Below are 20963 nucleotides of genomic sequence, written 5' to 3'. Positions count from 1 at the left end.
GATCGCGCACAACAGTCGATCACTGATGACCGGGGGATAACCAGAATCATGTCAACAGATCAACAATCTGGCCAGAGTTCGCGGCTCCTGATGCGGCCGCTCAACTGGCTCGAAACACAGACCGAAGAGGTGTACGCCTACATCTTGCTCGCGCCAGCGTTCGCGTTGCTGGGGTTAGTGGCGTTCTATCCGCTACTCCAGACGCTCCGGTTCTCGATGCTCAAGGACCAGACTGCGGCGGTCGAAGTGTTCGGTGGGTTCGTGGGCCTCGACAACTACATCGACGTGCTGACGGGTGATGCACGAGTGCCACGACAGTTCATCGACATCACGACTACGAGCGGATTCCCGTATATCGAGATGGGAGCGCCGTTCCTGCGGCAGGCGCTGTTCGTCACGCTCGCGTTCGTGATCATCAGCGTCCTGTTCGAGACGCTGATCGGCTTCGGACAGGCGCTCGTTCTCGATAAGGACTTCCGGGGTAACCGGTGGGTCCGGGTCGCGGTCATCATCCCGTGGGCCGTACCGATCGTCATCCAGGCAATGATCTTCTTCCTGGTCTTCAACCCGAACGTCGGCTTCCTGAGCGATCCGATGCAATCGCTTGGGCTGTTCGGAGCGAATCCACTGGCGAGCACGCGCGACTCGTTTATAATCGTCACCGTGGCCGATATCTGGAAGACGTCGGCGTTCATGGCGTTGCTGATCCTCGCCGGACTCCAGAGTATCGATCGATCCCTGTACGACGTCGCAAAAGTGTCCGGGGCGACGCCGTGGCAGCGGTTCAAATACATCACGCTACCGCTAGTCGGACCCGCACTGATCGTCGCCATGCTGTTCCGAACGATGGACGCGATGCGCATCTACGGGCTCATCGACGCCAGCGTCGGCTGCTCGACGGTCCCATCTATGACCTGTCTTGTGATTATCTCGCTGGATCAGACCAGACGCTGGGCAACGGCGTCGACGGTGGCGTTCCTGACCGCCATCGTAATCTCGCTGTTCGTCCTCGTCTACCTGATCTTCCTGCGAGATACTGGAGGTGAGAGTCTATCATGAGTACCGATACCGAAGAACACCCAGATATCGCCGCACAGCAACAGATGACGGACGAACCCGAGATCGATCGGGGTCTCGTAGAGGCGTGGGTTGCGAGGATGATCAGCAACCCCGAACGCGCCTACAAGATGGCGTTTTACACCTTTACGATCGCGTTCTTGCTGACCACGCTGTTCCCGTTCTACTGGCTACTGATGCTCGCGCTGACGCCGTCAGGCCAGTTCGGACGGGACAGTATCGTCCTCACGCCCGGCGGATTCGACGCCTCGTTGCTTACAGAGGGTGATATCGCCATGGGGACCAATCCGGGTGCGTTCATCGACGTCTTCACGACGCTCCCGTTCCACCGGTTCGTGTTCAACAGTTTCCTGATCGCTACGATCGGGACGGTGCTCGTCCTCTTTGTGGCATCGCTGGCAGGCTACGTCTTCGGACGACTCCAGTTCCGGGGGAAGACGCCGCTACTGTTGACCGTGCTGGTCGTGTCCTTTTTCCCGCCAGCAGCCTTCTTCGTGCCACTAAACCGGCTGTTCAGCCGGAACTTCGCCGTGCTGGAACCGATCGTCTCGAACGGTTCGCTGTACAACCATCCATCGGCGATCATCATTCCGGTCTCGGCGTTGTACCTCCCGCTCGCTATCTTCATCCTGATGGTGTTCTACTCCCAGATCCCGGATGGGCAGAGGACGCCGCCAGAGTTGAGGGGACGACCCGCCTCGGCGCGCTGTTCCGCGTCATCGTTCCCCTGTCTGCTCCGGGCGTCGCGACCGCTGGTGTGCTGTCGTTTATCACCATCTACAACGAGTACTTCTTTTCCTCGTTGATGACGTCCGGGCGTCCCGACGACTGGGCACCGATGCTCGAAGGCGTGTTGAGCTTTCAGGGCCAGTACGAGACCCTGTTCAATCTGATGGCGGCATCCAGTATTATCGCCGTATTGCCGATCGCGATACTGGTGATCGTCGCACAGGAAAAGATCGTGAGCGGACTTACACAAGGAGCAGTCAAGGAGTAAACCAATGGCAGAAGTAACACTCGACAACGTCACGAAACGGTACGAAGACGTAACGGCGGTCGACAGCATGACCCTCGATATCGAACACGGCGAGTTCGTCACGCTCGTCGGGCCTTCGGGCTGTGGGAAGTCGACCACGATGGAAACGATTGCGGGGCTCACGCTCCCGACGGAGGGCACCGTCCACATCGGCGGACGGGACGTCACGAACCTCCCGCCGAAAGACCGGGGCATCTCGATGGTGTTTCAGAACATCGCGCTGTTCCCGCACATGGACGTGTACGACAACATCTCCTTCGGGCTCCGGCTCCGAAAGTACGACCAGGAGGAGGTCGACCGGCGCGTCGAGGAGGCCGCCGACATCGTCCAGCTGAGGGGATGATGGACCGGATGCCCTCCGAGATGTCCGGCGGCCAACGCCAGCGTGTCGCGATCGCACGCGCGATCGTTCGGGATCCGGACGTCTTCCTGATGGACGAACCGCTGGCGAACCTCGACGCGGAACTCAAGGTCCATATGCGGACCCAGCTTCAGCGGCTCCATAAACAACTGGATACGACGATCATCTACGTCACGCACGATCAGGCTCAGGCGATGACGATGTCCGATCGGATCGCGGTGATCGACGCCGGTAATCTCCAGCAGGTCGCGTCGCCGCTGGAGTGTTACAACACGCCGACGAACCTCTTCGTCGCCGGGTTCATCGGCTCGCCGTCGATGAACTTCATGGACGGGGAGATCACCGAGGACGGTTTCACGTCCGAGTACGCGACGATCGACTTCGATCCGACGACACACGATGTCGAACCGGGCCAGCGGGTCACGCTCGGGGTGCGTCCCGAGGACGTCCACCTCGAACGCGATCAGTCGGACGCCGCCGTGGCGACCCGGACGTTCAACGTCGTGACGGACGTGCTCGAACCGATGGGCGACGAACTGTTCGTCTACCTGCTGATGGAGCGTGACGTCGAAGCAAGCGCCGAGGGCCGCGGCGAAGGGCAGTTGCTGATGAGCGTCGGCCCGGACACGACTATCGCCGAGGACGAGGAGGTAACGGTCATCCTCGACCGCGAGAAGATCCACCTCTTCGACACGAACACCGGGGACGCCATCGTCCACGGCCTCGAACCGAAGTCAGTGCCCGAACCCAGACGCTCCCTTTCGACTCGCGTTCGTTTTCCGTATCAATGACTGCCAGTAGCCGCCGCTCGCGGTTGCTCTCTGTGGGAAAAAACTGCGCGCAGTCAGTCGTCCGCGACGACCGGATCGGTCGCAGCGTCGACCATCCCGAGCACATCGTCGAAGAAGTCCAGCGAGTCGTGCGGGCCGGGGTTGGCTTCGGGGTGGTACTGGCGCGTGATGATCTCCAGGTCGTCGTTGTCGAGTCCTTCGGGGGTGTCGTCGTTGACGTTGAACTGGGTCACATCGAGGTTCTCACCGGGGTCGGTGACGGTGTAACCGTGATTCTGGGTCGTCATGACGACGCGGTTGGTGCGGACGTCCATGACTGGCTGGTTGACGCCGCGGTGGCCGAAGTCCATCTTCTCGGTGGTGCCGCCGAGCGCCCGGGCGACGATCTGCTGGCCGAGACAGATCCCCGCGATCGGCACCTCGCCCGCGTAGTGGTCTACCAGTTCGACGGCGCTCTCGAAGTTGGCCGGATCGCCGGGGCCGTTCGAGATGAAGAGCACGTCCGGTTCGGTCGCCGCGACGTCCTCGACGGTGGCGTCGTAGGGGAGTACGTCGACGTCAGCGCCGCGCTCGAGTAGCGAGTCGACGATCGAACCCTTGTGGCCACAGTCGATCAGCGTGATCGAGGCCTCCCCGTCTCCTGCGTGGGTCTCGCGCTCATCGACGCTCACCTGTGCACCGATATCCGTGTGCTCGCTCATCTCCTTGCAGGCGTGTAGCTGTGCCAGCGCGTCCGCCTCGGTGACGTCCTCGCCGACGACGATACCACACTTCATCGCACCCTCTTCGCGGATGTCGGTCACGAGGTCACGCGTGTCGAGGTGGTCGACGGCGGGGACGTCCTCTTCGTCCAGCCACTCGACGATTTCCTCGGTGAGTTCTCGGGCGACGACGGCGTTGGGGTGGACGCGTCCGGACTCGAATCGCTCCTTTCGGACGCCGTAGTTGCCGATGAGCGGGTACGAGAAAGTGAGCACCTGCTCCTCGTATGAGGGGTCGGTCAGGCTCTCCTCGTAGCCCGTGTATGCTGTCGTGAAAACGAGTTCGCCGTGTGTACTTCCGGGAACGCGACCACGTGCCTCGACGACATGGCCACCCTCCAGCGCTACGTAGGCATCCATCGTTACGAAATGCGTACAGTCTCACCGCTCATAAAGATTTCTTTCGAAGCCAGGCTACGAATTTCGTAATCGGTAAGTGTACCGAGATGAAACGTTGGTGTATCATGGACGACCTCGACAGAGAGATACTGGATGTCCTGCGGCGGGACGCCCGGACGCCGTACACGGAGATCGCCGAACAGGTCGATACCTCCGAAGGCACCGTCCGTAACCGCGTCGAGCGGATGACCGAGGACGGCGTTATCGAGCGCTTTACCGTCACGACGCGCACCGGAAACGTCAAAGCGATGATCGAGGTCAGCGTCGCAGTCGACGTCGACACGACTGCCGTCTCCGAGCGCATGACCGACTGGAAGGAGGTCGATTTCGTCTGGCAGGTCAGCGGCGAGGAAGACGTCGTGCTGGTCGTCGACGCCGCGGACACACAGGATCTCAACGAACTGATCACGAAAACCCGCGAACTCGACGACGTCGTGAGCACCGAGACGCGCCTGATTCTCGACGAGCAGTTGGGCTAACGGCATCTCTCGTCAGGTCCTTCGAGTCTCGAAATGTGGTCAGTAAGGGGTGTTCGGTCCCGCTCTCGGTCGCACGCAAAACCGAAGCCGGTTTTACGCTGGTATTCGATCGTTTTCATAATGAGTACCGAGGACGCCGACGCGCCAGTACACGAGAATGCCGGTCAGGACGTTATTGCGGTCGACGCCGAGGACGAGCCCGAGGGGCTCGTGAACCGACTAGACGCCCATACGGGCGACGGGATCCGCCACCGCGCGTTTACCGCGCTCATCTTCGACGGCAACGGTCGCATCCTGCTCGCCCAGCGCGCCCCGAACAAACGCCTCTGGGACACCTACTGGGACGGCACCGTCGCCTCCCACCCCGTCGAGGGCCAGAGCCAGAAGGAGGCGACACGAGAACGTCTCGAAGAGGAACTCGGCATCACACCCGACCAGTACTCCGACCTGCGACTTACGGACCGTTTCGAGTACAAACGGTATTACGAGAACGCGGGCCTCGAACACGAGGTCTGTGCCGTCCTCCAGATAACTCTCGACGATACCAGCCTCGATCCCGACGAGGAGGAGGTTGCTGGCCTGATGTGGGTGCCGTACGAGCGCCTGCACGAACACCCCGAGTGGTACCGACAACTGCGTCTCTGCCCCTGGTTCAGAAATCGCGATGCGCCGGGACCTCAATCAGTAGCGTCGGAACCCTCTTCGCTGTTCCTCGAAACGGAATACACAGCTACCGGAGTGACGGCTCCTCCGGCGATCTGATCTCGTTCGTCTGGCCTCCCTGTGGGCGTCGTTCCGTGACGACATCTCCCCTTCTCGACGGTGTTGTGATATATGCTATCAATCGACAAGGGTTTATAAGTCAACGGCACCTAACCGTAGATACAGGTAGGGAAGCCGTCGCCGAGACGGCGACCCATCCAGATGAGTCCACAATGAGTACGACCGCAACGCGCCGTGGCCGGACCCGCATCAGCATGAGCAGAACCGAACAGTGGGTCGTCCATCACGTCATGCTCGCCGAGGTCGAAGCACGCTATGACGACGACGAGTCGCCGCCGTGGTGGGCACTTGCGGTCCTGGAAAAGCTAGAAGACCGGCCGGTAACGGAGCGTGACGACGGGGATCGCTCGTTCACCTGCTACGAGGCGTGGCGGGTGCGACGCGCACTCAGGGAGTACGCGGAATCTCCCGACACGCCGACCGAAGACGTCACGGCGGCCATCGACGTCGCACGGCGCCTCGACGAGTCCTTTGTCGAACCCCCGACAGCGATCAGCTAGCGGCGGGTCGTCGCCCATACTGCGACCGCACCCAGTACCAGCGCGGGGACCATTGGCATCACGATCAACGAGACCCAGAACGGCAGTGCTGGCGGGCGGAGATACACCGTCACCGGCGCGATGACGAACGCGAGGATCAGTGTACCGATCAGCACCCAGCCACGCCAGCCGAACTCGCGGTCGACCGTGGCGGGATGGACTGACTCGTCGACGCTCTCACCGTCCTCGTCGAACGTGCCCGGTTCGTGGGTGTACCCGCCGTCCGTGGCGTCCTCTCTCGCATCCATAGCCTCGGCTCCCGAACCATCACTGGCCGTCTCCCCGTCGGTCTCCGCGTCAGGCGTCGAACTCACTGTCAGGAGTTATCACTACTTTCCCAAAGCCCTCACGGTTCTCCAGTATGCGATGGGCCTGTGCCGTCTCGCTCATCGGCAGTCGGTCGCGGATCCGCACGTCGAAGCTGCCGTCCCAGACGAGTTCGAGGACGTCGTCTATCTCGCCGGGCGTCGCCATCGTCGATCCGAGCACCGAAAGCTGGTTCCAGAAGATCCGATTGATGTTGGTCTCGGGCGCGTGGCCGGTCGTCGCGCCACAGGTGATCAGGCGGCCGCCCTTCGCCAGACTCGCCAGCGAGTCGGTCCACGTCGCCGCGCCGACGTGGTCGACGACGACGTCGACCCCTCGTTTGCCAGTCACTGATCGAATCTCCCCGGCGAAGTCGTCGCGCTCGTAGTTGATCGCGGCCTCCGCGCCGATCTCCTCGGCGTACGCGCACTTCTCGTCGCTTCCGCCGGTGGCGTACACCGTTGCCCCCGCATAATCGGCGATCTGTACGGCGGCGTGGCCGACGCCCCCGCTCGCACCAAGCACCAGCACGTCTTCGCCCGGCGAGACGTCGGCCCGCGTCATCAGCATCCGCCAGGCCGTCTGGAACACGAGCGGCGCGGCGGCGGCCGTCTCCCAGTCGACGCCCTCGGGTACTGGGACGAGGTTCTCGGCCGGGACGGCGGCGCGTTCGGAGTGCACACCGGGGAGATGCTCGCCGATGACCCGGTAGTTCACACACATCGACTGTTCGCCGTGCCGGCAGAACTCACACTCGCCACAGTACTGGCCCGCCGCGAGCGCGACCCGGTCACCTGGGACGAACCGCGAGACGTTTTCGCCCACCGCTTCGACGACCCCTGCAGCGTCACTTCCGGGAACGTGGGGCAGGTCGAGGCCGACGCCCGGCAGTCCGCGCCGGGTCCAGATGTCGAGATGGTTCAGCGCCCCCGCCTTGACGTCGAACAGCACCTCGTCCTCGCCCGGGTCGGGATCGGGATACTCGCCGTACTCGATGACGTTCCTGTCGCCGTGATCGGTGAACTGAACAGCCTGCATGGCAGGGCGTCCGAGCGAACGGTGAAAAGCCCTACCGCCGCTCGTGCTCGTCGTCCCCGTATCGAGTCTGTTCGAGCACCAGATGCGGGACAATGACGCCGACGAACCCGACGACCGCGAAGACGGCCTCCGAGGGGAGTGCGGTGAACTCGTACAGTGCGAACAGCAACACCATCGCGAGCAGTACACAGCCGCCGATGATCCCGTTCTCCCGCGTCACGATCCCCTCGCGCCGGATCGTGATGTAGATCCCGGCGACGACGAGCACGACGATGCCGACCAGGACGGCCACGAGCAGGTCCATCGATCCGGTGGTCAGGGCAACAAGGAGTCCGACACCGACCAGTACGAAGCTGATCGCGAGCGCAGTCGTCGCGACCGGGCCTTCGAGATACGCTGTCTCTCCAGTTGTCGTGTCTTCGGAGGGCATAGTTCGTCACTCACAGCGTGTTGACAAAAGCGCTTGCCCGACTGTCCCCAGCAGGGATTTTACTACCGGCGTCCGAACGAGCCATATGGTCGATTTCCAGCAACGCGATACCTCGCGGGGTCTCGGCGGCGACGACTCCGAAGCGGACGAATCGGACGACGAGCAATCTCCTGAAGACGACGAGTCACACCACCACGGCGAGGGAGACGAGCACGCTCACGACGAGAGCCATCACGGCCACGACGACGAGCACCATCATCACGACGTCGAGTCGCTCGGTGCGGCGGTCGTCACCGTCTCCTCCTCGCGCACGCTCGACGACGACCCGGCTGGCGACGCCATCACCGCGGCGTTCGAGCGCGAGGGCCACGACGTCGTCGCCCGCGAACTGGTCGGGGACGCCCACGGTGCGATCCGGGACGCCGTCGACGCGCTCGCGGCGAGTACGGACGTCGACACGGTCGTCACCACCGGCGGCACCGGCGTCACGCCCGACGACGTAACGATCGAGGCGGTCTCCGACCTATTCGATCAGGAGTTGCCCGGCTTCGGCGAACTGTTCCGGATGCTCTCCTACGACGAGATCGGCACCCGGATCGTCGGCACGCGCGCGACGGCCGGGATCGTGGACGAGACGCCAGTCTTCTGCCTGCCGGGTAGCGAGAACGCCGCACGGTTGGGCGCAGAAGAGATCATCGTCGAGGAGGCTGGCCACCTCGCGGGACTGGCGGGGCGCTGAGCTACGCGGGCAGCGGACAGAGACTCGCCGTGAGCACCGCCACCTCCTCGCCCTCGTTTCGCGCGCCGTGGCTGACACCGCGCTCGTGGAGCACAACGCCGGGCGCACTGATGGTCTCCTCACTATCGCCCTGTACCACTGTCACTTCCCCCTCGATGACGTGAAAGACGTTCGTCGCGTCGGCGTGCTCGTGGGGCGATAGTTCCGCGCCGGGGGCGAGCGCGAACGCTTTGACGAGCACGTCGTCGGTCACGACGACTTCCGTGTCGAGGACTTCTCCGTCCGCCGGATCGAGTTCTGGTAACTGATCGAGTGTCATACTGTTCGGTACCGGTGCCATTGTGATGAATCTGCGGGGGTCCGATCTCTTTCCGATGAGTCGAAAAAGAAGACTACTCGGCGGCCAACTCCTCGGCGACGGCTTCGGGATCAGCAGTTCGGGATCGACCGCCAGATCTGCCTGCGCGCTAACGAACTCCGGGAGCGACTGCCGGTCGTAGACGACGGCGCGGACGTCCTCGTTGATGTCTTTCGCGATGGGGATGGCCGTCGCCTGCTCGACGTCCGTGAGGACGAACAGGGCGGCCCGGTGGACGCCTGCCTCCTCCAGTTCCGGTCGGGTCGCCATCCCGTCGACGTGTGCGACCTCGACGCCCTGCTCGCGTAGTTGTTCGCCCAACTCGTCCGGATCGGGACCTGCAAGGATTGCGTACATTACTCGTACTCGATCGTTGCGGGCGGTTTGTGGGTGACGTCGTAGACGACGCGGGCGACGTTCTCGTGAGAGCCGGTGATCCGGCTCTGGATGCGCTGGAGCGTCTCCCAGTCGATTTCCTGTGCGCGCGCGGTCATCCCGTCGCGGGACTCGACCGACCGGACCGAGACGACCCAGCCGTGGACCCGGTTGTCACCTTTGACACCGGTCGCCTTGCCAATCACCGCGGCGAGGGCCTGCCACGGGTCGTACTCCTCAGCTCTTCCTCGACGACGTGGTTGGCCTCGCGGGCGACTTCGAGTTTCTCCGCGGTCACTTCGCCGATGATCCGCACGGCGAGGCCAGGGCCGGGGAACGGCATCCGCTCGGCGACGAGTTCGTCCAGATCGAGTTCGCGCGCGACCTCGCGGACCTCGTCCTTGTAGAGGTCCCGCATCGGTTCGACGATCCCCTCGAAATCGACGACTTCGGGGAGCCCACCGACGTTGTGGTGGGACTTGATCGTCCCTTCGGACTCGATCCGGTCGGGGTAGATCGTCCCCTGCACGAGGTAGTCGGCGTCGACCTCCGTGGCGACCGTCTCGAACTCCCGGATGAACTGCTCGCCGATGATGTGGCGCTTCTCCTCGGGGTCGGTCGTGTCGCCGAGCGCGTCGAGGAAGCGCTCCTGTGCGTCGACGATCTGCAGCGAGTCCATGTACGAGAAGGTCTCGCGGATCTGCTCGGTCTCGCCTTTCCGCATCAGTCCGGTATCGACGTACACCGGCGTTAACTGGTCGCCGATGGCCTCGTAGGCCAGCGCGGCCGCGGTCGAGGAGTCGACCCCGCCCGACAGCGCGATGACGGCGTTCTTCTCGCCGACTGCGCTCTCTATCTCTGCTATCTTTTCCGTGATGAATGAATCTACGTCTACCATTAGAGTTCGACCTCGGTCTGTGTGTCGGCATCGTCCGCAGCCGCGATCATCGCGTCGAGCAGTCCGACAAAGGGCGGACTCGCACGGGTCGGCCGCGAGCGGAACTCGGGATGGAACTGCGTGCCGAAGAAGTACGGATGGTCGTCGAGTTCGACGATCTCCATCCGGTTGTTCGACGTGCCCGAGAAGACGAGGCCGGCCTCTTCTAGCCGGTCGATATACTCGGGATTGACCTCGTAGCGGTGACGATGCCGTTCGGTACAGGACGTCGCGTCGTACACCTCGTGGGCGAGTGTCCCGCTCTCGATGTCGGTCTCGTGTGCGCCCAGACGCATCGTCCCGCCCATGTCCTCGACCTCGTACTGCTCGGGCAGGATGTCGATAATCGGGTAGGGCGTCTCCTCCTCGATCTCGGCGGAGTGGGCACCCTCCAGTCCGAGGACGTTCCGGGCGTACTCGACGACGGCCATCTGGAAGCCCAGACAGAGGCCGAGGTAGGGAACGTCGTTCTCTCGGGCGTACCTGACAGCCTCGATCTTCCCTTCGGTCCCGCGGGAGCCAAAGCCGCCGGGGACGACGATTCCGTCAAGGTCGTCTAGTTCGCCGCCGTCGCCGTCAGCGAGATCCTCGGAGTGGATCCACGTGACGTTCACGTCGACGCCGGCTTCGAGGCCGGCATGTTTCAGCGCTTCGTGGATCGACATGTAGGCGTCTTCGAGACCGTACTTGCCGACCAGTCCGACTTCCACCTCGCCGGTCGTCTCCTGGGTGACTAGCTCTCGCCACTGGTTGTCGCGTTCGGCTTTCGGCAGTGCGATGTCCGCGATATTCAGTCGCTCCATGACGTACTCGTCGAGACCTTCCTCCTCGACCATCAGCGGCACGTGATAGATGTCCTTGACGTCCGGGTTCGAGAAGACGGCGTCAGTCGGGACGTCACAGAACAGCGCGATTTTCTCTTTGGTCTGGGGATCGAGTTTGTTCTCGCAGCGCCCGACGAGAATGTCAGGCTGGAGACCGATCGAGCGCAGTTCCTTGACGCTGTGCTGGGTCGGCTTGGTCTTCTGTTCGCCGTTTTTCGAGTACGGAACGAGGGTGACGTGGGTAAAGAGAATGTCCTCGTCGTCTTCCTCGTGGGCGAACTGCCGAAGGGCTTCGAGATACGGCATCCCCTCGATGTCGCCGACGGTGCCGCCGACCTCGATGAGACAGACGTCGGTCCCCGCGGCGGCCTCACGGATCCGCCGCTTGATGTCGTTCGTGATGTGGGGGATGATCTGGACGGTCTTCCCGAGGTAATCGCCCGCGCGCTCTTTCTCGATGACGTGTTTGTACGTCTTCCCCGTCGTGACGTTGTGGTCGAAGGTCATGTCGATGTCGAGGAACCGTTCGTAGTTCCCCAGGTCGAGGTCGACCTCGCCGCCGTCTTTTAACACGTACACTTCGCCGTGCTGGTAGGGGTTCATCGTTCCGGCATCCACGTTGAGATACGGATCGATCTTCACTGCCGTAACGTCGAACCCGGCGTTTTTCAGGAGTCGGCCGGTGCTGGCGGCCGTGATTCCCTTTCCGAGTCCCGACATCACGCCTCCGGTAACGAAAATGAACTTGTTCCCGAGGGAGGGGTCGTATTCTGTGTCCGGTTCGGTCGGCATACCGACTTTCCGCGAGCGCGGGTCAAAATGATTTCGGACGGCGGCCGTCACGATAGGGTGTGACATCACATGATTCCTCCCTACTGGCGGTCTCATCTAGTAAATGATGAACATGTGGAAACGTTTAGTACGGTTCGACCAGTACAGGTCTCTATCACATTCGACCCGGACGCGACGGTACAGTCAGTCGTCGATTCGACGCCTGGCACCGTCTACTGCCGTCGACCCGGCGATTCGCACGCCGTCGAGAGCGCCAGCGCCGGCGTCCGCGACCTGACCGGCTACGCGCCCGAGGAACTCGCTGGGGACGACCGGGGGTGGCTCGACATCGTCCACGGGGACGACCGCACGGCGCTCGTCGAGGCCGTCGCGGGCGTTCCGACGACGCCTGCGACCGAACACACCTACCGGATCCGGACTGCCGGCGGCCGAGAGCGCTGGGTCCGCGACCGCTTCCACTCGACCAGTGACGGCCGACAGGTCGAGGGGTTCGTCGTCGACGTCACCGAGCAGATGACCGACCGACAGGAGCTACAGGCCGACGCGAAGCTTCTCGACGCCGTCTTCGAGTCAATCCCCGTCCACACCTACGTGAAAGATCAAGAGGGACGACACCAGCGAGTCAGTGAGCATCTCGGTATCGCCGACAAACCAGTCGGAAACACCGATAGCGACCTCGACATCGTCTCGGAACAGCATGCCCATCAGGCTCACGAGGCCGATATGCAGGTCATCGAGGAGGGCGAATCGATCACCGATACTGAGGAGTATCTGCCCAGCATCGATCAGTGGAACCTCACCTCGAAAGTGCCGCTGTACGTCGATGGCGAAGTCGCCGGACTAATCGGCGTCTCACGGCGGATCACCGAGCACAAGCGTACGGAACGGGAGCTACGACTGAAAACGGAGCGGCTAGAGGAGTTCGTCGATACCGTCACACACGACATCACAAACCCCCTCTCGATCGCCCGCGGATACGTCGACCTCGCGCTCGAAGCCGACGGGGACGAGCAACACTTACAGGAGGTCGCCCAGTCGCTCGAGCGGATCGACGAGATTATCGACGACGTCCTGACACTGTCACGAACCGGCTACGTCGACCTGGATACCGAGACGGTCTCGCTTGCAGAGGTCTGTCGGACGGCGTGGAAAAACGTCGTTTCTTCGAGTGCCTCGCTCTCGATTCGGGAGGAAGACGCGGAGTTCGTGGCCGACCGCTCACAGCTTTTGCGCATCTTCGAGAACCTCTTCAGAAACGCACTCGACCACTGCAGTGACGACGTTTCGATCATCGTCGAGGCGCTGTACGACCCCTCGGGTCGGACGATCGGATTCGCTATCGAGGACGACGGCCCGGGCATCCCGAGCGACGAGCGTGACTGCGTCTTCGATACGAACTACACCATCGACGACGGAGGCTCCGGCTTTGGCCTCTCTATCGTCGACGACATCGTCGACGCCCACGGCTGGTCGATCGATATCATAGAGAGCGAGACTGGCGGCGCTCGCTTCGAGATCACCGGCGTTTAGCCGTCCGCGGAGTTCTGGAGGCCTCGCTGAGACGCGTTTCCGCGCGGTCGACGGATCGGTCGATCACTTCGGCGAGTCGTGCGTACACCGCGAGCAACGGAAACGTCGTCTCGCAGTGCTGGTAGAGATACTCCGCGAGACCGGTCATCGGGTCGGGCAGGTCGCGGCGCTGTCGTTCGAGAAACGCCTGTCGCTCGTCGACGATGTCGTCACACTGCTCGCGGAGTTCGAGCAGGCGGGTTCGGGTCAGCCGAAGGCTGTTGAACTCCATCCGCTCGATCGGCTGGTCGAGGATCGAGTCGATCTGCTGGATCATCTTCATGACGGTCTCTTCGGCCTCGTCGAGGCGGGCTTCCTCGTCGTCGATCAGCCGGAGTATCTCACCACGAGCCCTGATGGCCTCGTTCGTCGTGACGACGAGATTCCGCTTCAGTGGGGGATACAGCCCGCCCTCACCCGTCACTGCGGCGGCGAGTTCCTCGCCCAGCTCGCCGGCCATGTGCTCTGGTAGCGACTCGTTGTAGGCCAGTTCGTAGTGTGGGACGTCCATCACGGTGTCGGCGTAGGCGTCACGCACGGATTGCAGGCCTGTCGACCCCGCGCCAGTGAGCGGGAACTGCTGGTGCCCCGCCCCCGGACTCGTCGTGTCGATCTCCGTGACGCGCTCTTTGAACGCTTTGAGCGCTTCGCGTTCGTCGCGCAACTGTCTGCGCTCCCGTTGCAGTGCTCGTCTCGCTGCGTCGATCGGTCCCGTCGGCGCGTTGACTCCCACAACGGTCGTAGGTCGGCGGGTAATCGATATAAACCTGTCCTCACTGCTGGGGGCGCTACTGCCACAAATATATAGCAGAATATAGTACTATTGTGAAGAACATATCGTTATGACATTAAATATATAGCTCATAGCAGCCTACTTATTACACTCTTTCATAGCAATAGTCGATGGCACAGAACCACTCGGGAACGGAGCACAGCGCCGGACGAACTGACAGCACGCGACGAAGTTTCCTCGCATCTGCGGGTGTCGTCGGTGGACTGGCGATGGCTGGCTGCCTCGAAAGTGAGGCCGACGAAGAAGCAAGCCTCTCAGGAACGATCGATGTCGCCGGATCGAGTACGGTGTTTCCCCTGATGAGCGCCGTCCTGAGAAGTTCGAAAAGGAGTACCTCCCGGAGGAGTACCCCGACGCTGAAGTCGAAACCAACATCAGCAGTACAGGCTCGGGCGGTGGGTTCGCGGATCACTTCTGTCCCGGAAACACGGACTTTAACAACGCGAGCCGCCCGATCAAAGAGGAGGAAGAGCAGCTGTGTGCGGACAACGGCGTCGAATACATCGAACTGGTCGCCGCGACGGACGCCCTGACAGTCGTCGTCAACAACGACAACGACTTCGCGACGGAGATGACCGTCGAGGAACTCGCCCAGATCTGGGAGTCCGACGCGGCGTCGACGTGGAACGAGGTCAACTCCGACTGGCCCGAGGAACCGATCGAGCGGTACGGTGCCGCCGACACCTCCGGTACCTACGACTACTTCATCAGCAACGTTCAGGGCGAAGACCGTGGCCACACCGACGACTATCAGGCCACCGAGCAGGACAACACTATCGTCGAAGGTGTCTCGGGAAGCGAGTACGCCATCGGCTACTTCGGATTCGCGTACTACTACCAGAACCCCGACACGGTGACTGCGGTCGCAATCGACGACGGCGACGGTCCCGTCGAACCCAGCCTCGAAACTGCCTCTGCAGGCGAGTACACGCCGCTTTCGCGGAAGCTGTACACCTACCCCTCGATGGAGTCTCTCGGCAAGGAACACATCGCCGAGTTCTCCCGGTATTTCCTCGAACAGACCACCAACGAGGAACTGGTCGCCGGAGACGTCGGCTACGTGCCGAGTACCGAAGAGACCAAAGAGGCCCAGATGGAGACACTCGAAAACGCTATCGAAGAGGCTCAGGGATAACCCGCTGACAATGAAACGGTGTACTACCCGAAGTGGCGTCGGCAACTGTCTCCCCCGTCACTTCGATGCTGGCTCGGGGCGAAGGGTCCGACTCGACGGCACCGCCCCGAGTGACGCGAACCCGTCGCGAGGCGAGGGACGATGAGCGACGCGTCCGCGTCTCCGGATCTCTCCGGCTCTCGCGGTATCGAACGGATCCGCGAGAGCACGTATGCGGGGCTGTTTATGGCCTGTGCGGCGCTAACGATCTTTACGACCGTTGGGATCTTTCTGACACTGCTATCCGACTCCGTCGCGTTTTTCCTCGAGTATCCGATCAGAGACTTTCTGTTCGGTCTCAGCTGGAGTCCGAATCCGGCCGGTGGTAGTGTCGCGTTCGGTATCATCCCCCTACTGATCGGAACTATCGTCGTGACGATCACTGCGGCGTTTGTCGCCCTACCGATTGGAACGCTGACGGCAATCTACCTCAGCGAGTACGCCACACCCCGCGCACGTTCGGTCCTCAAACCGATGCTCGAAATCCTGGCGGGCATCCCGACGGTCGTCTACGGCTACTTCGCACTGGTGTACGTCACACCCGCGCTCAAGGCGACGCTGTTCCCGTCGATGAGCACGTTCAACGCGCTCTCGGCGTCGCTGATGGTCGGCATCATGACCATCCCGATGGTCTCCTCGATCAGCGAGGACGCGATGAGTGCGGTTCCCGACAGCCTTCGACAGGCCGGCTACGGCCTCGGAGCGACGAAGTTCGAGGTCTCGACCGGAATCGTCGTCCCGGCGTCGATCTCCGGAATCGTCTCCTCGTACATTCTCGCGGTCTCGCGTGCGATCGGTGAGACGATGGTCGTCGTGGTCGCGATGGGGGCCCAGGCCAACCTGCCGGCGATCCGGAGCGGCCTGGGTGGTATTCCCTTCATCCACCCCGGCGACGTCCTGCTCGAACCGGGCATGACGATCACTGTGGCGATGGTACAGATCGTCGGTGGCGACCTCACCGGCGGATCGCTCCCCTACGACGCGATGTTCGCGCTGGGCTTTCACTGTTCGTCGTCACGCTGACGATGAACATTATCAGCGATATAATCGCGGAACGCTATCGCGAGGAGTACTAATATGGCTGTTACTGACTCTACGACCGACTTCGAACCGGTGAGTCGACTGCGAGGTGTCGTCTTCGAGAAACTGTCGCTGGGCGCGTCCGTCTTCGGAATCGTTGCGCTCGCCGTGTTGCTGATCTACGTCGTCATCGACGCGTTCGATCTCACCGCCGCGTCGCCGGAATGGCTGCTGACGTTCTTCATTACGCTCGTCCTGCCCTTTGTCGCCTTCTCGCTGTACAGCGCGAACGACAGGACGTTGACCAGACAGATCGTCGTCGCGCTCGGCGGCGGCCTCGTCGCGACGGCAGTCCTTTTCTATGCCTTCGAGCTACTGATCAGACCGATCCCGCGGCTCTCCTGGCAACTCACATATCTGTTCGTCGTCGTTATCCCGACCACGGGCTACGTGGCGGTTGCCGGGACTCGAGAGCAGATGGGGCAGGTCGGATTCGGCGTCCTCGGCCGACTGCTCGGGGGCGCTGGCCTCGGCGGTGCCTTCGTGATCCTGTTCGACGTCTTCGACGCCCGACTCTGGTTCCTGACGTACACGATTGCACTCCTGCCGGCCCTTGGATTGTACGCGTGGGGACGGATTTCCGGCTCCCGACTTTCCGCCCTGACGCTCCCAGTCGCGATTGCGGGGACCGCCGCCGCCGTGTTCGTCAACCAGAGCATTTCGGTGTATCCGACGGCCTGGCCGATCTACATCTGGACCGTCGTGATCCCGGTCGCAGCGGCGACTGGGCTACTGTACTCCCGCCGACGCGGCCGGCGGGCCGGTCTCGCAATCGGAGGCTTCGTTCTCGTGTCAGTCGTCGTCGGTAGTCTCCTCGCGGGTGTGATGGGGATACCCCAGGGCAATGCGGCGCTGGTCCTGGTGACGACCATCGTTCCGACGACCGTTTACGCCGGGACGGTGGTCGATACTACTGCCGGTCGGATCGGCCTGCTCTTTCCGGTAGTACTCGTCGTGGGGACGCTTGCCGGCGCGACGCTGGTCAGCACCTTCGGTTTCCCGGCACCGGATCCGTGGATCGACCCATCCTACGTGACGAACAGTCCGTCGAGAACGCCGAGTCAGGCCGGTCTGTATCCCGCAATCGTCGGATCGGTTATGATCATCGCACTCGTTGCAGTGCTCTCGTTCGTCCTCGGGATCGGATCGGCAGTCTTCCTGGAGGAGTACACTGCTGGTAGCGGTATCGTCGGCGGAATCACGCGAGTGATCCAGATCAATATCGCGAACCTCGCGGCCGTCCCGTCGGTCGTCTACGGTCTACTGGGACTCGGCCTCTTCGCCAACGCGCTCGGCTTTGGTTTCGGGACCGTGGTGACCGCCGCGGCGACTCTCTCGCTACTGATCCTACCGATCACGATCATCTCGGCACAGGAGGCGATCCGGTCAGTGCCCGACGACCTCAGACAGGGGTCGTACGCGATGGGGGCAACCCGATGGCAGACGACGAAAAACGTCGTCCTGCCCGAGTCCTTCTCGGGCATCCTGACCGGGACGATTCTCGCACTCGGTCGGGCAATCGGTGAGACGGCTCCCCTGATCATGATCGGCGCCCCGACGACGGTGTTCAATGCGCCGGACGGCCTCTGGAGCCGTGCCAGTGCGATGCCGATGCAGATCTTCGCCTGGTCCGACTTCCCGCAAGAAGACTTCCGCTACGGCGTCGTGGCGGCCGGTGTCGTCACACTACTGGTCGTCCTGCTGGGTATGAACGCGACGGCAATCATCATGCGTAACCGGTCCGAACGAGATCTATGACAACGAACGAATCACTCATCACGACGAACGTATCGGTCGACGAACCGACTGAGCGGGCCGATCAGCCCGACCGGACTATCGTCTCGTCGGAGGCCCTCGACGTCTACTACGGCGACGAATGTGCCCTCAGCGACGTCTCAATCGAGATTCCGGAACACAAGGTAACGGCGATTATCGGCCCTTCCGGCTGTGGGAAATCGACGTTCCTGCGCTGTGTCAACCGAATGAACGATCTGATCGACGCCTGCAACGTCGAGGGGAACCTCAGTTTCCGCGAGAAGGGCATCTACGATGACGACGTCGACCCCGTTGCGCTTCGCCGGAAGATCGGGATGGTGTTCCAGAAGCCGAACCCGTTCCCGAAATCGATCTACGACAACGTCGCCTACGGTCTCCACGTACAGGGGAAAGCGGACGAGGTCGACCTCGACGACGCCGTCGAGGAGGCGCTTCGTGGCGCGGCCCTCTGGGACGAAGTCAAAGACCAGTTGGACTCGTCTGGACTGGCTCTCTCGGGCGGCCAGCAACAGCGGCTCTGTATCGCTCGTGCTATCGCGACCGATCCAGAAGTGATCCTGATGGACGAACCGACCTCGGCACTCGACCCGGTTGCCGCCTCGAAGATCGAGGATCTCATCTCCGACCTGGTCGAGGAGTACACCGTCATCATCGTCACGCACAACATGCAGCAGGCGGCCCGCATCTCCGACAAAACCGCTGTCTTCCTGACCGGCGGCAAACTCGTCGAGTTCGACGACACCAGCAAGATCTTCGAGAACCCCGAGCACCAGCGCGTCGAGGATTACATCACCGGCAAATTCGGATAACCATGCCACGAAACGACTACCAACGACAGCTCGAATCGCTTCGCGAGGACGTCCTCGACATGAGTGACCTCGTCGTCGGGCGCCTCGATACTGCGCTCGAAGCGCTGGATACAGGGGATGAGACACTCGCCGAGCGTGTCGTCGCCGGTGACGACGAGATCAATCGGCTCTATCTCGATCTGGAGGGTGAGTGCGTCGACCTGCTGGCGCTCCAGCAGCCAGTCGCGACCGATCTCCGGTTTATCGCCGCCTCGTTCAAGATTATCACCGATCTGGAGCGGATCGCCGATCTGGCGACGAACCTGGCCGAATACGCCGGTACGGTCGCGCACGATCAGACCACACGGTCCGAACTGCGAGAGATCGGCGAGGCCACAACCGAGATGGTCGAGACGGCGATGGACGCGTACGCTCGCGACGATACCGATGCGGCCTACGACGTCGCGGAGCGAGACGACGCGGTCGACGACTACTGCGAGCAGGCGAGCAGCCGGATCGTCCGGGACCTGCTCGAGAGCGAACGCCCGGTCGATGGCCCGGTCGAGTCGATGCTCGACGACGTCTCGACGCATCTGCTGACGATCCGGGACCTCGAACGCGTCGGCGACCACGCGGTTAACATCGCCGCCCGGACGCTGTACATGGTCGAGAACGACGACGAGTTGATCTACTGATCATGTCCCCAACTACACCGGGTGCCGGCCGATGACGGCGAACGCGAACGGGAACGCCGAACCGGTCGAGCGGAAGGTGCAACTTACCGGTGGTTCGACCTACACGATTTCGCTGCCCAAAGAGTGGGCGACCACGAACAACGTCGAGACGGGCACGCCGCTCGTCCTGTATCCGAGCGACGACCGTCTCGTGGCGCTCAAACGGACGGCACAGACCGGGGCTGATGCGATTACTATCGACATCCGCGACGTCGACCCCGAGGCGCTGAAGAAGACCCTCGAAACCGCCTACGTCACGGGCTACGACGAGATCACGCTCCAGTCGTCCACCTCGCTCACGCCCGAGCAGCGCCGCGCGGCCCGATCGGCCGTCAACGGCCTCGTCGGCGTCGAGATCCAGTCGGTCACCGAGGAGTCCCTGCTCGTCCACAGCCTGCTCGACAGTACGGAGGTATCGCTCCGCCAGACCGTCGTACAGATGCAACTGACCGCGCTCTCGATGCACGAGGATGCGATCCTGGCAATCGTCGAAGACGACGCAGAACTGGCACGCCGCGTCGTCGACCAGGACGACGATGTCGACCGCCTGTTCGCCCTGGTGAGTCGTCAGTTCCACCGCGGCCTCGCGGAGTTCCGCGAGATCGCCCAACTCGACGTGGACCGACAGACAGCGTTTGCTCACTATCGGATCGCCAGACAACTGGAGCGGGTTGGCGATCACGCCGAGAAAACCGCGGTCGTGGCGACGCGCCAACACGACGCCCCGCCCGAGCGATTCCACGAGGAACTCGTGGCGCTCGGCGATCAGTCGCGCGACCTGCTGCGGGCCTCGCTAGACGCCACGCTGGATGGCGGTTCGATATCGGATTTACAGGAGGTACTGGTCGACCGCGATACGGTCGTCGAGGACGTACGAACGCTGGACCGCTCGCTCTACGACGAGGAAGTTCCGGAGCCACAACTGCTCGCGAGTGTCCTCGACAGTATCGAGCGGATCGCCGAGTACGGCGCGAACATCGCCGAGACGGGTCTCCAGTCGGCGCTTCGCTCGGACGATCCGTAG

Annotated in this window: 16 protein-coding genes and 6 pseudogenes; 14 read left to right on the top strand and 8 right to left on the bottom strand. The window is 62.5% G+C overall.

Annotated elements, in window-relative coordinates:
* The first annotated feature begins 48 nt into the window (after positions 1–48).
* From ACFQH2_RS00345 to ACFQH2_RS00335, 3 genes and pseudogenes are all read left to right on the top strand, one after another.
* On the top strand, positions 49–1059 hold the full coding sequence (locus tag ACFQH2_RS00345) for a carbohydrate ABC transporter permease (protein WP_377055747.1): 1011 nt from the start codon (positions 49–51) through the stop codon (positions 1057–1059).
* Positions 1056–2074 (top strand): annotated as a pseudogene (locus ACFQH2_RS00340) (carbohydrate ABC transporter permease). The gene ACFQH2_RS00345 and the pseudogene ACFQH2_RS00340 overlap by 4 nt, the downstream one beginning before the upstream one ends.
* 4 nt (positions 2075–2078) lie before the next feature.
* A pseudogene (locus ACFQH2_RS00335) lies at positions 2079–3265 on the top strand (ABC transporter ATP-binding protein).
* Positions 3266–3318: 53 nt separating this feature from the next.
* Here ACFQH2_RS00335 and carA read toward each other — a convergent pair.
* Positions 3319–4386 carry a glutamine-hydrolyzing carbamoyl-phosphate synthase small subunit gene (gene carA, locus ACFQH2_RS00330; protein ID WP_377055741.1) on the bottom strand — a complete coding sequence of 356 codons (1068 nt, stop codon included), beginning with the start codon at positions 4384–4386 and terminating at the stop codon, positions 3319–3321.
* A 104-nt stretch (positions 4387–4490) separates the two neighbouring features.
* Here carA and ACFQH2_RS00325 point away from each other — a divergent pair, with 104 nt between their 5' ends.
* From ACFQH2_RS00325 to ACFQH2_RS00315, 3 genes and pseudogenes are all read left to right on the top strand, one after another.
* The gene (locus ACFQH2_RS00325; protein ID WP_377055739.1) at positions 4491–4904 is read left to right on the top strand and encodes an Lrp/AsnC family transcriptional regulator; all 414 of its coding nucleotides are present in this window, start codon (positions 4491–4493) and stop codon (positions 4902–4904) included.
* Positions 4905–5024: 120 nt separating this feature from the next.
* Positions 5025–5592: pseudogene (locus ACFQH2_RS00320) on the top strand (NUDIX hydrolase).
* Between the two features lie 289 nt (positions 5593–5881).
* Positions 5882–6187, top strand: a complete 306-nt coding sequence (locus tag ACFQH2_RS00315) for a hypothetical protein (RefSeq protein ID WP_377076313.1) — start codon at positions 5882–5884, stop codon at positions 6185–6187.
* Here the strand turns inward: ACFQH2_RS00315 and ACFQH2_RS00310 are convergent.
* From ACFQH2_RS00310 to ACFQH2_RS00300, 3 genes are read right to left on the bottom strand one after another with little or no spacing between them, the layout of a single operon-like run.
* The gene (locus tag ACFQH2_RS00310; protein WP_377055733.1) at positions 6184–6540 is read right to left on the bottom strand and encodes a hypothetical protein; all 357 of its coding nucleotides are present in this window, start codon (positions 6538–6540) and stop codon (positions 6184–6186) included. The genes ACFQH2_RS00315 and ACFQH2_RS00310 overlap by 4 nt on opposite strands.
* Positions 6524–7570, bottom strand: coding sequence for a zinc-binding dehydrogenase (locus tag ACFQH2_RS00305; RefSeq protein WP_377055731.1), 1047 nt, complete (start codon positions 7568–7570; stop codon positions 6524–6526). The genes ACFQH2_RS00310 and ACFQH2_RS00305 overlap by 17 nt, the downstream gene beginning before the upstream one ends.
* A gap of 31 nt (positions 7571–7601) precedes the next feature.
* Entirely contained in the window at positions 7602–8000 is a 399-nt protein-coding gene (locus tag ACFQH2_RS00300) for a hypothetical protein (protein ID WP_377055729.1), read from the bottom strand.
* An 85-nt stretch (positions 8001–8085) separates the two neighbouring features.
* Between ACFQH2_RS00300 and ACFQH2_RS00295 the strand changes: the two genes are divergently transcribed.
* Positions 8086–8739 carry a MogA/MoaB family molybdenum cofactor biosynthesis protein gene (locus ACFQH2_RS00295; protein WP_377055727.1) on the top strand — a complete coding sequence of 218 codons (654 nt, stop codon included), beginning with the start codon at positions 8086–8088 and terminating at the stop codon, positions 8737–8739.
* Between the two features lies 1 nt (position 8740).
* Here the strand turns inward: ACFQH2_RS00295 and ACFQH2_RS00290 are convergent, their stop codons facing one another.
* The 3 genes and pseudogenes from ACFQH2_RS00290 to pyrG all read right to left on the bottom strand — a co-directional run bounded on the left by ACFQH2_RS00290 (position 8741) and on the right by pyrG (position 12025).
* Positions 8741–9058, bottom strand: coding sequence for a cupin domain-containing protein (locus ACFQH2_RS00290; RefSeq protein WP_377055725.1), 318 nt, complete (start codon positions 9056–9058; stop codon positions 8741–8743).
* Positions 9059–9453: 395 nt separating this feature from the next.
* Positions 9454–10370 (bottom strand): annotated as a pseudogene (gene guaA / locus ACFQH2_RS00285) (glutamine-hydrolyzing GMP synthase).
* Positions 10370–12025 carry a glutamine hydrolyzing CTP synthase gene (pyrG, locus tag ACFQH2_RS00280; protein ID WP_377055719.1) on the bottom strand — a complete coding sequence of 552 codons (1656 nt, stop codon included), beginning with the start codon at positions 12023–12025 and terminating at the stop codon, positions 10370–10372. Before pyrG ends, guaA begins: the two are co-directional and overlap by 1 nt.
* 114 nt (positions 12026–12139) lie before the next feature.
* On the opposite strand from pyrG, the gene ACFQH2_RS00275 reads away from it, so the two are divergent.
* Positions 12140–13555 (top strand): PAS domain-containing sensor histidine kinase, encoded by a 1416-nt coding sequence (locus ACFQH2_RS00275; protein ID WP_377076312.1) that lies wholly within the window; start codon positions 12140–12142, stop codon positions 13553–13555.
* On the opposite strand, the gene ACFQH2_RS00270 is transcribed toward ACFQH2_RS00275, so the two are convergent.
* A complete protein-coding gene (locus ACFQH2_RS00270; RefSeq protein WP_377076311.1) occupies positions 13542–14327 on the bottom strand; it encodes a DUF7260 family protein in 786 nt (261 codons plus the stop codon). The two genes, ACFQH2_RS00275 and ACFQH2_RS00270, sit on opposite strands and share 14 nt — an antisense overlap.
* A 170-nt stretch (positions 14328–14497) precedes the next feature.
* Between ACFQH2_RS00270 and ACFQH2_RS00265 the strand changes: the two are divergent.
* From ACFQH2_RS00265 to ACFQH2_RS00240, 6 genes and pseudogenes are all read left to right on the top strand, one after another.
* Positions 14498–15522: pseudogene (locus tag ACFQH2_RS00265) on the top strand (PstS family phosphate ABC transporter substrate-binding protein).
* A 141-nt stretch (positions 15523–15663) separates the two neighbouring features.
* Positions 15664–16637 (top strand): annotated as a pseudogene (gene pstC / locus ACFQH2_RS00260) (phosphate ABC transporter permease subunit PstC).
* A 1-nt stretch (position 16638) separates the two neighbouring features.
* On the top strand, positions 16639–18399 hold the full coding sequence (pstA, locus tag ACFQH2_RS00255; RefSeq protein ID WP_377055709.1) for a phosphate ABC transporter permease PstA: 1761 nt from the start codon (positions 16639–16641) through the stop codon (positions 18397–18399).
* Entirely contained in the window at positions 18396–19226 is an 831-nt protein-coding gene (gene pstB / locus ACFQH2_RS00250; protein ID WP_377055707.1) for a phosphate ABC transporter ATP-binding protein PstB, read from the top strand. The genes pstA and pstB overlap by 4 nt, the downstream gene beginning before the upstream one ends.
* 2 nt (positions 19227–19228) lie before the next feature.
* The gene (gene phoU, locus ACFQH2_RS00245; protein ID WP_377055705.1) at positions 19229–19900 is read left to right on the top strand and encodes a phosphate signaling complex protein PhoU; all 672 of its coding nucleotides are present in this window, start codon (positions 19229–19231) and stop codon (positions 19898–19900) included.
* 31 nt (positions 19901–19931) lie between these two features.
* A complete protein-coding gene (locus tag ACFQH2_RS00240) occupies positions 19932–20963 on the top strand; it encodes a PhoU domain-containing protein (protein ID WP_377055703.1) in 1032 nt (343 codons plus the stop codon).

It is taken from the genome of Natronoarchaeum sp. GCM10025703 (assembly GCF_042661985.1).
GTDB lineage: Archaea > Halobacteriota > Halobacteria > Halobacteriales > Natronoarchaeaceae > Natranaeroarchaeum.
The sequence above is the reverse complement of the archived record's forward strand: the minus strand, read 5'-3'. Positions and strand labels throughout refer to the sequence as shown.